This is a genomic window from Pseudomonas sp. 21615526 (assembly GCF_013386245.1).
GTDB lineage: Bacteria > Pseudomonadota > Gammaproteobacteria > Pseudomonadales > Pseudomonadaceae > Aquipseudomonas.
Genome location: NZ_JACAOM010000015.1, coordinates 43,077 through 57,848, shown reverse-complemented (window position 1 = coordinate 57,848; position 14,772 = coordinate 43,077). Strand labels below are relative to the sequence as shown.

Genomic DNA, 14,772 nt, shown 5'->3' with positions numbered 1-14,772 from the left:
TTTGGTACATTATTTTGCGTTAGGTATACAGGAAGGACGTTTGCGCGATGAATAACTTTGGGGCTGCCACCGGCAGCAGATGGTTGCTGGTTGGGCTGGGCCTGCTGATCGCCTTGATCGGCCTGGGTTTGGCAGGCGGTGGCGGTTACCTCGTAGTGCTGGGCGGCAGTTGGTATTTCCTGCTGATGGGCCTGGCGATGCTGGTCTCTGGTGTGCTGATCGCCAAGCGCCGGCCTCAGGGCGCATGGCTGTACGCCGTGGCATTGGTGCTGACTGCGATCTGGGCGGTGTGGGATACCGGTCTGGAATACTGGCCGTTGGTTTCGCGAGTCCTGACCTTCGCCGTCATCGGCCTGGTAGTCGCGCTGATTTATCCACAGCTCGCCCGCGCTTCCGGATCGACACCCGGGCGCGGCGCCTATGGCGTTGCCGGGCTGCTGGGCCTGGGCGTGGTCGCCACCCTGGCGTACATGTTTGTACCGACCCACGTGGTCAAGGCCAGCAGTGAGCCTGCGGTGACTGCGGTAACGCCGGGCACCGAGCAAAAAGACTGGGCCCACTGGGGCAACACCACCGCCGGCAATCGGTTTGCCGCGCTGGACCAGATCAACAAAGGCAACATCGACAAGTTGCAGGTGGCCTGGACCTTCCACACCGGCGACATCCCCGAGAGCAATGGCGCCGGTGCCGAAGACCAGAACACCCCGCTGCAGATCGGTGACAGCGTTTACGTGTGCACCGCCTACGGCAAAGTGTTTTCCCTGGATGCCGATACCGGTGCCCAACGCTGGAAATTCGATCCCCAGGGCAGCGGCCCCAACTGGCAGCGTTGCCGTGGCCTGGGGTATTTCGACAGCAGTGCCAGCGAGCAACCCGCCGGCGCCAAAGCCTGTGTGAAACGTCTGTTTCTGCCGACCGGCGATGCCCGGTTGATTGCGATCAATGCTGAAACCGGCGCGCCTTGCGAAGACTTCGGCGACCACGGCACCGTCGACCTGAAGACCGACATGGGCGAAGTGAAGCCCGGTTATTACCAGCAAACCTCGACGCCACTGGTGGCGGGCGATGTGGTGATCGTGGGCGGGCGTGTGGCGGACAACTTCTCCACCGGTGAACCGCCAGGCGTGGTGCGCGCCTTTGACGTGCACAGCGGCGAACTGGTGTGGGCCTGGGATCCGGGCAACCCGAACACCACCAAACGCCCACCTGCAGGAGAGACCTACACCCGGGGCACGCCGAACGTATGGTCGGCCATGTCCTACGACGCCAAGCTCGGCCTGGTCTACCTGCCCACCGGTAACGCCACCCCGGACTTCTTCGCCGGTGAACGTACCGCCTATGACGACAAGTGGAGCTCCTCCATCGTCGCCATCGACGTGAAGACCGGCCAAGTGCGCTGGCACTTCCAGACCACTCACCACGACCTGTGGGACTTCGACCTGCCGGCACAGCCGCTGCTCTACGACATTCCGGATGGCAACGGCGGCGTGCAACCGGCACTGGCCCAAGTCACCAAGCAAGGTGAAATCTTCCTGCTCAACCGCGCAACCGGCGTGCCCATCGCCCGGGTCGAAGAGCGTCCGGTGCCCCAGGGCAATGTGCCCGGCGAACGTTATTCGCCGACCCAGCCGTTCTCGGTGGACATGCCTTCGATCGGCAATCAGCAACTGACCGAATCCGACATGTGGGGCGCCACGCCGTTTGACCAGTTGATGTGCCGCATCCAGTTCAAGGGCATGCGTCATCAGGGCGTCTATACGCCACCAGGCCTGGACCGCGCGCTACAATTCCCGGGTTCGCTGGGGGGTATGAACTGGGGCAGTGTGTCGGTGGACCCGAACACCCACTACATGTTCGTCAACGACATGCGCCTGGGTTTGGCCAACTACATGATCCCGCGCGACAAGATCGCCGCCGGTGCCAGTGGCATCGAAATGGGCGTGGTGCCGCAAGAAGGTACGCCATTCGGTGCAATGCGCGAGCGCTTCCTCTCGGCGGCGGGCATTCCGTGTCAGAAGCCGCCGTTCGGCACCCTGTCGGCCATCGACCTGAAAACCCACAAGCTGATGTGGCAAGTGCCGGTGGGCACGGTTGAAGACACCGGCCCGCTGGGTATCCGCATGCACATGCCGATTCCGATTGGCATGCCGACTCTTGGCGCGTCTCTGGCCACGCAGTCCGGCTTGCTGTTTTTCGCCGGCACCCAGGACTTCTACCTGCGCGCCTTCGATACCGGCAACGGTAACGAGATCTGGAAGTCCCGTCTGCCGGTGGGTAGCCAATCGGGACCGATGACCTATGTCTCGCCCAAGACTGGCACGCAGTACATCGTGCTAACCGCCGGCGGCGCGCGACAGTCGCCGGACCGTGGGGACTATGTGATTGCCTACGCGTTGCCCAAGAAATAGGGCCTGAGAAAGCCGCACGGATGTGCGGCTTTTTTTGCGTCTCAGATCACGTCAGCCAGCAGGCATCGGGCAAAGAGTTGTGGCACCGGAAGGTTGCGCTGGCTGTAGCGGCTCAGCAAGATGATTTCCCGGTTAAAGGTCAGCTCGCCCAGCGGGATGACACGCACCTGCGGGGATCGGTCCAGCCATAGTCCGGCGTGGGGAACCAGTGAAACGCCCAGGCCGCATTCGACCATTTTGACCAGCGCCTCGATCTCGTCCAGTTCCAGCGCCACTTGCACGTCCAGCCGCTGATCCCGCAGAAAGCGACTGACCAGCCGCCCGCCAAACGAAGCCCGGTCGTAGCGCACGTGAGGATGAGCGGCGAGCAGTTGCAGCGGGTCATCCCCCTCGACCGTCAGCGGCGCGATCAACACAAACGGCTCCCTGCGCAGCAGTTGCACGTGCAGTTCCTTGGGCAAGTCAAAGGGTGGGCGAATGATGATCGCCGAGTCGAGTTCGCCTGCATCCACCTGGCTGAGCAGCTCCAGGGAAACTCCCGGCACCAACTTGCACTCCACCGTCGGCGCCGCCTGGCGCAAACGCACCAGGGCCTGGGGCAGCAGGCCGGTCTGGGCGGTGGTGATGGCGCCGACCTTCAACTCGCCCCTGTACTCATTGGCATCCACCGGCACAGCCATGCGGTTGAACGTCTCGAGAATCTCCCTGGCCAGCGGCAGCGCGCGGATCCCCGCCGCGTTCAGCGTGGCCTGGCGCCCGGTTCGGTCGAACAACTGCACGCCGAGCACCTGCTCCAACTGACGGATCTGCGCACTCACCGCCGATTGCGTCAGCCCGATATGCATGCCCGCTGCGGCGAACGTGCCATGGCGGGTAACGGCGATAAAGGTTTTCAGTTCCCGCAGCATGGGCGTCTCGATTGATCAAAATAATTTGAGCTCGCTGCGAAAATTATCGTCTTTCCATCGGTTACGGCAAGGCTAGACTCGCAAGGACTTAATACCCATAGAGGTTAGACCTGATGGCACTGGCTCCTTTTCACCTGGCAATTCCGGTATTCGACCTGGCGGCTGCGCGGCAGTTTTATGGCGAGGTGTTTGGGTTGGAGGAGGGACGTGCCAGTGATCACTGGGTCGACTTCGACTTCTTCGGGCATCAATTGGTGATTCATGAGCACCCGAAAACCGCTTCTCAAGAGGCGGCGCACACCAATGCAGTGGACGGCCACGACGTGCCGGTGCCGCATTTTGGCGTGGTGTTGAGTTGGGATGATTGGCATGCGTTGGCGGAGCGTTTGCAGGCGCGCAATACCCAGTTTGTGTTGGAACCGCATATTCGTTTCAAAGGCCAGGTGGGCGAGCAGGCGACGTTGTTCCTGTTTGACCCGTGCGGCAACGCGTTGGAGTTCAAGGCGTTCAAGGACATTGGGCAGTTGTTTGCCAAGTGAGGGCGCTTTGATGAATGGCCTGGATGCAACGGGCATCGCCGAGGCGGTGGGTTCGGGGGCGATTACGCCGGCTTTGGTTGCTGAACACTTTCTTGCGCGCATAGGTGTCGACGAACCAGATATCCAGGCGTTTGTATCCTTCGACGCTGAGGCGGTGCGCGAGCAGGCGTTGCAGCTTGAAGGCTGTTCCGGTCCGCTGGCGGGCTTGCCCGTGGGGGTCAAGGACATCTTTGATACCGCCGACCACCCAACGGAATTCTATTCGCCGATTTACCTGGGTAATCGTCCATCGCGGGATGCCCATGTGGTGACGCTGCTACGACAGGCGGGCGCGATCATCATGGGCAAGACCCACACCACCGAATTTGCCTACATGCACACAGGGCCGACGCGTAATCCGCTCGATCTGTCCCGCACGCCGGGTAGCTCCAGCGCGGGTTCCGCGGCGGGGATGGCGGCCGGGTTTTTCCCGTTGGCGTTGGGTACCCAGACGGCCGGGTCGCTGCTCAAGCCTGCGGCTTATTGCGGGTTGTTTGCCTTCAAACCGTCGTTTGGACTGGTCTCGCTGGAAGGCGTGAAACCCCTGGCGCCGAGCTTCGATACGGTGGGTTGGTATGGGCGCTCGGTGCGTGATCTTGAGCGGGTGGCGCAGGTGTTGATTCGAGGGTTTCCGGCTGTTGAGGTCGGTCGTCGGCCTTTGCGGCTTGGTTTCTGCCGTACTTCTCGCTGGTCGGATGTGCAGCCGGTGGTGGCCCAGGCGATTGAGCTAGCGATAGCCAGGTTGGGGCCTCTTGTCAGTGAAGTCGTGTTGCCCGAGGCGTTCGACGGAGTATTCGACGATCACCAGTTGATCAACGATTGCGAAGGTGCCCGTTCATTGGCCAAGGAGTTTCAGTCTCATCCCGAACTACTCAGCGACTCGACGTTGGCCATGATCGAGCGTGCCCAGGCGACGAGTTGGGAGCAGGAGTCGGCAGCCAAGGCCCGCTTGGTACAACTGGCCCCGCAGCTTGCGCAAATCTGCCAGCCGTTTGATGCGATGTTGAGTGTTTCCTGCGGGATGTTGGCGCCGGTGGGGTTGGAAACCACTGGCCCGTCGGACTTCATCAAGTTCTGGGGCGCGTTTGGCTTGCCGCAGGTGAATGTACCGGTGATGCGTGGGGAAGGGGAGTTGCCGGTGGGGTTGCAGGTAATTGGGGCGTTTAGAGGGGATGCGCCGTTGCTAGGTACGGCGCAAGTCATTGTTAATGCGTTGGTAAGCTGAGAGTCAGTCAAGGCACAAAAACTGACATTAGTTCGCTGGCGAAGCGGCGATAGGCGTCGTCATCATATTCTTCGCATGAGCCCGTTCAGAAATGAGCGGGCTTTTTTCATTGGTGTGTCCTGTGTGTATAAAAGATGCTGCAGGATACCTTCGGTGTGTAAGGTACACACTGTGGAGCGGGCGCGATGAGAAGCAGAGAGGTAATTGACTTGCTGATGGCGGATGGATGGTTTGAGGTGGCGGCGAAAGGCAGTCACCATCAATTCAAGCACTCAACCAAGCCCGGCCGGGTGACGGTTCCTCATCCTAAACAGAGATAGCCAAGGGGACCTTGCACAGCATTTTGAAATCAGCAGGCCTGAAGTGATGACCGTAGGTTATGTGGTGAATGATCCCGCTGCGGCTCATTCAAAGGAGGAAAAATGAAATTTCCAGTGGTGATACACAAAGACGCTGATTCAGATTACAGCGTGACCGTCCCGGACGTGCCAGGTTGCTTTTCTGCGGGCACAACCTTTTCCGAAGCTCTGGATAATGTCCGCGAAGCTTTAGCGCTGCACCTCGAGGGATTGGTTGCTGATGAGGAGCGGCTTCCTCAGGCTAGAGAGGTCGACGTCCATTTGGAGAATCCGGACTTTGCGGGTGGCGTGTGGGCGGTGATCGACTTTGATCTCACTCCTTACCTGGGCAAGTCAGTCAGGTTCAACGCCTCACTGCCTGAGCAACTTTTGAATCGTATCGATGAGCGAGTGCAAAAAGACCATCGCTATGCCTCGCGCTCTGGGTTCCTGGCGACGGCGGCTTTGCGCGAACTTTCCGTTTGATAACGGGCCGGTAGAGCACGCAGTACAAAAAAGGCTTACACCGCAAAGCGTAAGTCTTTCTTTTATTCGAGGAGGTGTGATCAGCGAGACTACGACCCCTTGCACACCTTCGCAGCGGCAGCATCGTTCGGGATAAATGAATCCGGCGCGCCCGGCTTCAGCACCACGTACCCTCGCCGCCACGGTTGATCGTCCACCAGATTCCAGCGGTGCCCGGTGCCGGTGTTGTCTTCGGCGATCAGTACTTCACCCGGATGCAACGTGAACTTCTCACCGCCGCGTGTCACGAACGCCAGGGTGCCGGACAGCGTCATGACGTACTGTGGCTCCGGGTCGTTATGCCAGCTATACGAGGAATGCGCCGCCGTTTGCTTGAAGTGAATGGCGGTCACGTCATTGCGCATGCTCTGGTCGATGGTGCCTTCCAGTACGTGCGAATTGTTGTCGGCGCCGGTGCAGAGCTTGAATGCCTTGATGGAGTCAGTGGCGGCGGGGGCGGCTTGTGCGCCGCTCAAGGTTGCGAGGGTGATTGCGACGGCGGCTGTGGCACGTATGCCCAGGCCGTGGATTGCGTTGCGCGGCGAGCGTTTTTGCTGATGCATGGAACAAGTTTCCCTCGTGCTGAATTGGCGTTGACTGGGAATCATGGTCAGTGCCGTAGCCGTTCGGGACAACTAACTAATGTTTCATTGCTGCACGACTCACGCGCGCCAGAAACGACAAAGCCGCGCAATGCGCGGCTTTCAAGATGGTGGGCCCAGTAGGACTCGAACCTACGACCAAGGGATTATGAGTCCCCTGCTCTAACCAACTGAGCTATAGGCCCTCAGTAGGCCGCGGATTATAGCGATGGTTTCTTCGCTGTGCCATCCGAAAAGTCCGAAACGCTCATACGAAGGAACGTAGCGGCGAAAAGGTCCGGCGGCAGCGGCAGGCTGACGATGTAGCCCTGCATCTGCTCACAACCTTCAGCCGCCAGAAACGCTTGCTGGGCCGGCGTTTCTACGCCCTCGGCAATGATGGTGAATTGCATGCTGTGCCCAAGGGCGATGATGGCGCGCACGATCGCCGCATCGTGTGGGTCGTCGGGCAGGCCACGGACGAAGGATTGGTCGATCTTCAGGAAGTCCAGCGGCAGGCGTTTCAGGTAGCTGAGGGACGAATAGCCGGTGCCGAAGTCATCAATGGCCAGTTGCACGCCCAGATGCTTGAGCTGGTGCAGCACCTCCAGCGCTTCTTCGGCCTGGCTCATGATGAAGTTTTCGGTGATCTCCAGTTGCAGGCAGCCAGGCTCCAGGCGGTTGTCCCGCAGCAGTTGCTCGATGCGCGCCAGCAGGTTGGGGTGGCGCAGTTGCGCGCCGGCGAGGTTGACGGACAGCGGGCCGAAGTCATCAAAAATTTCTCGCCAGTCGTGCATCTGTCGGCAGGCCTGCTCCAGTACCCAGTCGCCAATCTGCAGGATCATGCCGTTCTCTTCGGCCAGGGCAATGAAGTGCTCGGGCGGCACTTCGCCGAAGGTGGGGTGGCGCCAGCGAATCAGGGCTTCGGCGCCGATCAGTTGTTGGGTGTCGAGGCTGAGTTTCGGCTGGTAATAGAGAGACAATTCGTTGCGCTCGATCGCTCGGCGCAGTTCGTGTTCCAGGGCCACGCGCTCGTTGGCTTGCGCAGTGAGGTCCTGGGTGTAGCTTTCGACGCGGTTGCGGCCCTTGGCCTTGGAGCGGTACATGGCGGCGTCAGCGTTTTTGACCAGGGTGGCGACGTCGTTGCCGTCCCGTGGGTACAGGCTGGTGCCGATGCTGGCGCTGATGAAGAACTCATGCTCGCCCGCCTGGAACGGTGGGGTGAAGCAGGCCAGCAGCTTATTGGCCAGGTGTTCGGCGTCGCTGGCTTGTTGCAGGCCGGGCAGCAGGATGATGAATTCGTCGCCACCCAGGCGCGCGACGGTGTCGACGTCTCGCAGTTGGTCCTTGAGGCGAACGGCGATGTCCTTGAGCAGCAGGTCGCCAATCGGGTGGCCGAGGCTGTCGTTGATGTGTTTGAAGCGGTCGAGGTCGAGGAACAGCACGGCGCCCTGGCTGCCGGTTTCCTGTTGGTTGTTGAGGGCGGCTTGCAGGCGGCTTTCAAACAGGGTGCGGTTGGGCAGGCCGGTCAGCGGGTCGTGGTGGGCCTGGTAATCGAGGCGCGCCTGGGCGTGCTTGAGGCTGGAGATGTCGGCAAACACGGCGACGAAGTGGGTGATCGACTCCTCGCGGTTGCGCACGGCGCTGATGGTCAGCCAGCTGGGGTACAGCTCGCCGTTCTTGCGCCGGTTGGAGATCTCGCCTTGCCAGTGGCCGTTGGCCGTCAGTTGGTGCCACATGGCCGCGTAGAAGGCGCTGTCGTGCAGGCCCGAGGCAAGCAGGCGCGGGGTTTGGCCAAGGGCCTCGGCTTCGCTGTAGCCGGTGATCTCGCTGAAGGCGCGGTTCACGGCGCTGATATTTTGCCGGGTGTCGGTGATCAGTACGCCTTCGGCCGTGCTCTCGAACACGGTGGCGGCCTGTTGCAGTTTTTCCTGCATCAGTTGGCGTTCGGTGATGTCCCGGGCGATGGTCAGCATGCAGTCGTCGTCGCCGATGGGCAGCGGGCGGCTGGAGACTTCACACAGGCGAATTTCGCCGTCGCTGCGGCGGATGTGGCAGACAAAGTCGCGGACAAATCCATCCCGTTGCAGTCGCTCCAACATATCTTTGCGTTCGTTCAGGTCGACCCAGATCCCGAGGTCCAGGGTTGACTGGTCCAGCGACATCACGCTGTTGAAGCCGGTAATACGGCTGAATCCTTCGTTGACCTCAATCAGCAAACCGTCGCTTTGGCGGGACAACAGCAGGCCGTCGGGAGAGGCATGGAAGGCCTTGGCGAATTTCTCTTCGGAGGTTTGCAGCCGCTGCTGGGTTTCTTTCAGCTGGGTGATGTCACGCACCACCACGACCAGGGCTTCGGTGGTATCCAGTTGAAAGGGTTCGGCGGAGATCAGTCCGGTGAAGGCCTGGCCGTTGCTGCGCAGGAAGGGCATTTCCAGGTTGCGGATGCTGGTGGTCTGTACCCGTTGCAGCAGGCCGGGGCCTACGCCCTGGATGCCCCAGATATTCAGTTCAGTGGCGGTTTTTCCTACGACTGCTTCGGCGCTCAGGCCGATCTGGTCTTCGAATGCCTTATTGACCTCCATCAGGCAGCCGTCCGACAGCCGGGCGATGACCAGGATGTCCGGGCATTGCTGGAACACAGAGGCGAATTTCTGTTCCGAAAGCTGCAACGCTTCCTCGGTGCGCTTGGCCTCGCTGATGTCGATCATCAGGCCGCGCAGCACGGGCTCGTGGCCGTGTTCGATCAGGCTGACGATGTCCCGCACCCACAGGCAGCGTCCATCGGCGGTGATCACCCGGTAGTCGACACTGTGGTCGCGGTTGGCCCGGGTTTCGGCGTAGCAATAGGATTCGGTGCGGGTCAGGTCCGCGGGGTGGATGATGTTGCGCCAGAAGCCCGGGATCAGCCAGTGGGCACGGGGGTAACCCAGCAGTTCCTCGGCGTGGGGCGACACGTAGCTGTAGGTGAAATCGCTGATGCTGGCTTCCCAGGCGATCGCGGAAAGGCTCTCCACCAGGCCGCGATAGTGGTATTCGCTGCTGCGCAGTTCCTGTTCGAGGGCGACCCGGCGGGAAATTTCCGAGCTGAGCCGACGATTGATCCGAATAACCACGGCCAGCACGATGCTCAGCAACAGCACGGCAGGCAACCCGTAGAGCAGCACATCCGTCCAGAGCGTGCGGTGGTCGATGACGTTGCCGACCCAGCGCTGCTGGATGGCCTCGGTCTCAGCCGGGCTGATGTCGGCCAGGACTTTATCGAGGATGCCCACCAGCATCTTGTCGTCCTTGGGTACGCCCATGGCCAATTGATAGCGGTAAGGCGTTTCGCCGCTGATGTACAGGCCTTCCAGCTTGAGTTGGCGCAGGCTCCACACGCTGGACGCCAGATCGCCCACTACGGCGTCGACCTTGTCGGTGGCCAGGGCCTGCAACGTGGCGCTGACATTGGGCATGGCCACCAGGTTGAGGTCCGGGTGGTGAGTGCGCAGCAGTTCATGGGGCGCGTAGTTTTCCACCACGGCCACCTTCAACCCGTACAGGTCTTTGAGGCTGCGTGGTTGCGGGCCGCCTTCGTGGGCGAGGATGACGATGGGGAAGTCGAGATAAGGCCGGGTAAACGACAGGAAACCCTGGCGTTCCGGTGTGGACATGATGCCCGGCAGCAGGTCGAGCTGGTTGTTGCGGGCCTGTTCCAGCACGGCACTCCAGTTCACCGGCTCGATCAGTTTTATCCTGACGCCAAGGCGATCCTGCATCAGCCGCACATAATCAGCGGCCAGGCCCTGGTAGCGACCGTCTTCATCGCGGTATTCAAAGGGTGGCCAAGAGGCGTCGACGCCCAGGCGCAACTCTTGGTGGTCCGCCAGCCAGCCACGCTCTTCATCGGTGAGAGTCAACGCGCCAGCCGTTGCGGTCCAGGTCAGCAGCGACAGCAGTAACACGGTCGGCAATCTGGGCATAACGGTCTCGTTATGGCACGGGGAATGTTTCGAGTGTAGACGGGCATTGCGGGGGAGGGGAGGCAGCGAGGATTTAATCTGTAGAAGCAAAAACCCCGGCCTGGGCCGGGGTTTTTGTGATCACTCGTCGAGGAAGGAGCGCAAATGCTCGCTTCTCGTCGGGTGGCGCAGCTTGCGCAGCGCCTTGGCTTCGATCTGACGAATCCGCTCACGGGTAACGTCGAACTGCTTACCAACCTCCTCAAGGGTGTGGTCGGTATTCATGTCGATGCCGAAGCGCATGCGCAGTACCTTGGCTTCACGGGCAGTGAGGCCGGACAGTACGTCGCGAGTCGCTTCTTTCAGGCTCTCAACGGTAGCAACATCGATTGGCGACTGCATGGTCGAGTCTTCGATGAAGTCACCCAGATGGGAGTCTTCGTCATCACCGATCGGGGTTTCCATGGAGATCGGCTCTTTAGCGATCTTCAATACCTTGCGGATTTTATCCTCAGGCATTTCCATGCGTTCGCCCAACTCTTCCGGGGTCGGTTCGCGACCCATTTCCTGCAACATCTGCCGGGAAATACGGTTGAGCTTGTTGATCGTCTCGATCATGTGCACCGGAATACGGATGGTGCGGGCCTGGTCGGCGATCGAGCGAGTGATCGCCTGACGGATCCACCAGGTGGCATAAGTCGAGAACTTGTAGCCGCGACGGTATTCGAACTTGTCCACCGCTTTCATCAAGCCGATGTTGCCTTCCTGGATCAGATCGAGGAATTGCAGGCCACGGTTGGTGTACTTCTTGGCGATGGAGATCACCAGACGCAAGTTCGCTTCAACCATCTCTTTCTTCGCGCGGCGGGCCTTGGCCTCACCGATCGACATGCGACGGTTGATGTCCTTGATCTCGGCAATCGTCAGACCGGTTTCAGTCTGCAATGCAGTCAGCTTCTGCTGGCAACGAACGATGTCGGCCTGGAAGCGACCAATGGCTTCAGCGTATTTGCTTTTGCCTTTGGCCAGTGCGTCGGTCCAGCTTTCGTCGACTTCGTTGCCAGGGAACTGGCGCAGGAAGTCGGCACGCGGCATGCGCGCATCACGGACACAGAGCTGCATGATCGCACGCTCTTGTGCACGCAGACGCTCAAGGGCGCTACGAACCCGCTCAACCAGGCCTTCGAATTGCTTCGGTACCAGTTTGATCGGCATGAAGAGTTCAGCCAGGGCCAGCAATTCAGCAGTTGCCTGCTTGCTGCCGCGACCGTGCTTCTTCAGGGCCTTGCGAGCCAGTTCCATCTGATCGGAGACCGCGCCAAAGCGCTGGGCTGCGATGATCGGATCCGGACCGCTTTCGACTTCTTCTTCGTCATCGGTGCTGGCTTCAGCTTCGTCGTCGTCGGTGTCGTCGTCTGCTTTCGCAGCCTTGGCATCGATCGGTGGCGGAATTTCAGCCGCAGGTGGCGCAATGCCGTCGTCCGGGTCGATATAACCGCTCAGGACGTCGGACAGGCGGCCACCTTCGGTGGTGACGCGAGTGTACTCGGAGAGAATGTGGTCAACCGTGCCTGGGAAGTGCGCGATTGCGCCCATCACTTCACGGATGCCCTCTTCGATACGCTTGGCGATTTCGATTTCGCCTTCACGTGTCAGCAGCTCTACCGTACCCATTTCGCGCATATACATGCGCACAGGGTCAGTCGTGCGACCGATGTCGGTCTCGACCGCTGCCAACGCGGCGGCTGCTTCTTCAGCGGCTGCCTCGTCGGTATCGGCGTCGGCCAACATAAGGGCGTCCGCATCCGGAGCACTCTCGTGTACGGGGATCCCCATGTCATTAATCATGCGGATGATGTCTTCCACCTGCTCTGGATCTGAAATATCCTCAGGCAGGTGGTCGTTGACCTCTGCGTAAGTCAGATACTTCTGCTCACGACCAAGGGTGATCAACTCTTTGATACGAGACTGCTGTTGCGCTTTTCCGGACATAACACCCTATCCACTGAAGGTCTTGGCGGGCAAAAAACAAGCCGAGGATTATACCCGAGCTATGACCTCACACGCCAGCTGAGGTCGGGTTTGATGCGGAAACATTGCGACTTAAAAGGTCGCGCAGTTGATTTTTCTCTTCGGCGGTCAATTCACTCTGACGCGCTTTTCGAAGAAGTTGTTCCAGGTTTCGCTCGCGTTGACGAGCTACCAAGCTAGTAATGGTGTCGAAAAACTGTTGTTCAAGGTTATCGCCATCAATCAGCCATTCCTTTTCTGCCAATGCCTTCAGCAAACGGCCCTGTTCGGTGCCGTGCCAGCGTGCAATCAGCTGGAATGAGTTTAGCTTAGGATTCTTCTGTACGGCTTCGAGCAGGGCCACCAACAGTTGCGTATTGGTGTGGTCTTCGGCCGCAAAGTGCCCCGCATCCTCGACTTTTTGTGCCAGTTGCGGGTGGTGCAAAAGTGTACGCAGGGCTGCCATGGTGGGCGGCTCTACTGCTGCTGGGACGCGTGGGCCGCGCGGTTCGTCACGGTCACCGCCACGTTTGCCGTTTTTGTCCCAGGGTTTCTTGTCCCATTTCTTGCCGCCGGCGCCGGGTTTCTTCGGTGTCCACTCCTGCTGGGGCGTGTAGGCCTCCTGCGGTTGGTGGAAGTCGGAGTAGTCCGGCATGGCGTCGTAATCCATGCCCGGGTCGTAGGCCGGCGGCGCCTCTTGCGGCGCGCTGCGGGCCAGCTGGCTGACGGCCTCGCCACTCAAGCCGGTGATTTCCAGCAGGCGCTGGCGCATCAGGGTGCGCAGGTTGGCGCCCGGAACCTTGTCGATCAGCGGTGCCGCGAGGGTGACCATGTGGGCCTTGCCCTCGAGGGAGCGCGGGTCGGACTCTTCGGTCAGTTGCTGGAAAAAGTAATCGGCCAGCGGTTGTGCGTGTTGGTTGATGCGCGCGCGGAACGCGTCGGTGCCTTCGGAGCGGACCAGGGTGTCCGGGTCTTCGCCTTCGGGCAGGAACAGGAAGCGTGCGCGCCGCCCGTCCTGCAGGCTCGACAGGGTCGACTCAAGGGCACGCCACGCTGCGTTGCGGCCGGCCTGGTCGCCGTCGAAGCAGAACAGTACGTTGGGCACTACGCGAAACAGGCGCTTCAAGTGCTCTTCGCTGGTCGCGGTGCCCAGGGTCGCCACGGCGTTGCGCAAACCTTGCTGGGCCAGGGCAATCACGTCCATATAGCCTTCAACCACGATGATTTCGTCGAGGTTGCGATTGTTCTTGCGCGCTTCAAACAGGCCGTAGAGTTCCTGGCCTTTATGAAACACCGGGGTTTCCGGTGAGTTCAGGTATTTGGGCTTGTCGTCCCCCAGCACCCGGCCGCCGAACGCGATGATGCGGCCGCGGCTGTCGCGGATCGGGAACATCACGCGGTCGCGGAAACGATCATAACGCTTGCCGGTCTCGGCGTTTTCCACCAACAGGCCGGCGTCGATCATGGCTTTTTGCTGCAGGGTGTCGCTGCTCAGGTGCTTGTACAGGTTGTCCCAGCCCGGCGGGGCGAAGCCGAGGCCGAAGTCGCGGGCGATTTCACCGGTCAGGCCGCGGCCCTTGAGGTAATCGACGGCGGCTTTGCGCTGCGGGTGGCTTTTCAGTGCCTGGCGGTAAAAGTCGGCAGCAGCGGTAAGCAGCGGGTACAGCGGCGAATCGGTGGGTTGCCGCGGTTTGTGCGGGCGGCCACTTTCTTCGCGGGGGATTTCCATGCCGGCGGCTTTCGCCAGTTCCTCGACGGCCTGGGGGAAGTCCAGGTTGTCGTGGTCCATGATGAAGCCGAGGGCGTTGCCGCCAGCGCCGCAGCCGAAGCAGTAGTAGAACTGCTTGTCGGGGCTGACGCTGAACGACGGAGTCTTTTCCTTGTGGAACGGGCAGCAGGCGGTGTAGTTCTTGCCGGCCTTTTTCATCTGCAGGCGCGAGCTGACAACATCGACGATGTCGGTGCGGTTCAGAAGGTCGTCAATAAAGCTCTGGGGAATTAGCCCGGCCATGGCGTTCTCGTCATCACTGCGTGTAAAAGAGGGCCCGCAAAGTGCTCAAGGCGCGCGTGTTGTGCGGCTCGATCTACTGTCGTCTGCTTGGTCTGTCAGGAAGTGTATCTGCCGAACATTCACTGACGTTAGTTCCGATCAGTGCCCGGCGTAGAAATGTTGCCCGGGAGTCCGGTCTTGGCCATGTGGGGGCCTCGGAAGCTCATCGGTGGGCGCAGCCGACCTGTTGATCGCCTGTTAAAAA

The 14,772-nt window shown here is 60.6% G+C and carries 9 protein-coding genes, 1 tRNA gene and 1 pseudogene; 5 read left to right on the top strand and 6 right to left on the bottom strand.

The window, feature by feature from the left end; genetic code table 11:
* The first annotated feature begins 47 nt into the window (after window positions 1-47).
* Entirely contained in the window at window positions 48-2,408 is a 2,361-nt protein-coding gene (locus tag HX786_RS06435) for a glucose/quinate/shikimate family membrane-bound PQQ-dependent dehydrogenase (RefSeq protein ID WP_008434394.1), read from the top strand.
* A 41-nt stretch (window positions 2,409-2,449) separates the two neighbouring features.
* Here the strand turns inward: HX786_RS06435 and HX786_RS06430 are convergent, their stop codons facing one another.
* Window positions 2,450-3,316 (bottom strand): LysR family transcriptional regulator, encoded by an 867-nt coding sequence (locus HX786_RS06430; protein ID WP_178911847.1) that lies wholly within the window; start codon window positions 3,314-3,316, stop codon window positions 2,450-2,452.
* A 113-nt stretch (window positions 3,317-3,429) separates the two neighbouring features.
* Here HX786_RS06430 and HX786_RS06425 point away from each other — a divergent pair, with 113 nt between their 5' ends.
* The 4 genes and pseudogenes from HX786_RS06425 to HX786_RS06410 all read left to right on the top strand — a co-directional run bounded on the left by HX786_RS06425 (window position 3,430) and on the right by HX786_RS06410 (window position 5,943).
* Window positions 3,430-3,855 carry a VOC family protein gene (locus HX786_RS06425; protein ID WP_003211024.1) on the top strand — a complete coding sequence of 142 codons (426 nt, stop codon included), beginning with the start codon at window positions 3,430-3,432 and terminating at the stop codon, window positions 3,853-3,855.
* A 10-nt stretch (window positions 3,856-3,865) separates the two neighbouring features.
* Window positions 3,866-5,119 carry an amidase gene (locus HX786_RS06420; RefSeq protein WP_178911846.1) on the top strand — a complete coding sequence of 418 codons (1,254 nt, stop codon included), beginning with the start codon at window positions 3,866-3,868 and terminating at the stop codon, window positions 5,117-5,119.
* A 185-nt stretch (window positions 5,120-5,304) separates the two neighbouring features.
* Window positions 5,305-5,486, top strand: a pseudogene (locus HX786_RS31840) (type II toxin-antitoxin system HicA family toxin).
* A gap of 55 nt (window positions 5,487-5,541) precedes the next feature.
* Complete coding sequence (locus tag HX786_RS06410; protein ID WP_003211020.1) at window positions 5,542-5,943, top strand: type II toxin-antitoxin system HicB family antitoxin; 402 nt, start codon at window positions 5,542-5,544, stop codon at window positions 5,941-5,943.
* Window positions 5,944-6,032: 89 nt separating this feature from the next.
* Here HX786_RS06410 and HX786_RS06405 read toward each other — a convergent pair whose 3' ends face one another.
* The 5 genes from HX786_RS06405 to dnaG all read right to left on the bottom strand — a co-directional run bounded on the left by HX786_RS06405 (window position 6,033) and on the right by dnaG (window position 14,528).
* Window positions 6,033-6,545, bottom strand: coding sequence for a hypothetical protein (locus HX786_RS06405; RefSeq protein WP_177050173.1), 513 nt, complete (start codon window positions 6,543-6,545; stop codon window positions 6,033-6,035).
* A gap of 147 nt (window positions 6,546-6,692) precedes the next feature.
* A tRNA-Ile gene (locus HX786_RS06400) sits at window positions 6,693-6,769 on the bottom strand.
* A gap of 15 nt (window positions 6,770-6,784) precedes the next feature.
* Window positions 6,785-10,528, bottom strand: coding sequence for a bifunctional diguanylate cyclase/phosphodiesterase (locus HX786_RS06395; RefSeq protein ID WP_178911845.1), 3,744 nt, complete (start codon window positions 10,526-10,528; stop codon window positions 6,785-6,787).
* A 120-nt stretch (window positions 10,529-10,648) separates the two neighbouring features.
* Window positions 10,649-12,499, bottom strand: coding sequence for an RNA polymerase sigma factor RpoD (rpoD, locus tag HX786_RS06390; RefSeq protein ID WP_003211014.1), 1,851 nt, complete (start codon window positions 12,497-12,499; stop codon window positions 10,649-10,651).
* A gap of 67 nt (window positions 12,500-12,566) precedes the next feature.
* Window positions 12,567-14,528, bottom strand: a complete 1,962-nt coding sequence (dnaG, locus tag HX786_RS06385) for a DNA primase (protein WP_003211012.1) — start codon at window positions 14,526-14,528, stop codon at window positions 12,567-12,569.
* Window positions 14,529-14,772: the final 244 nt, after the last annotated feature.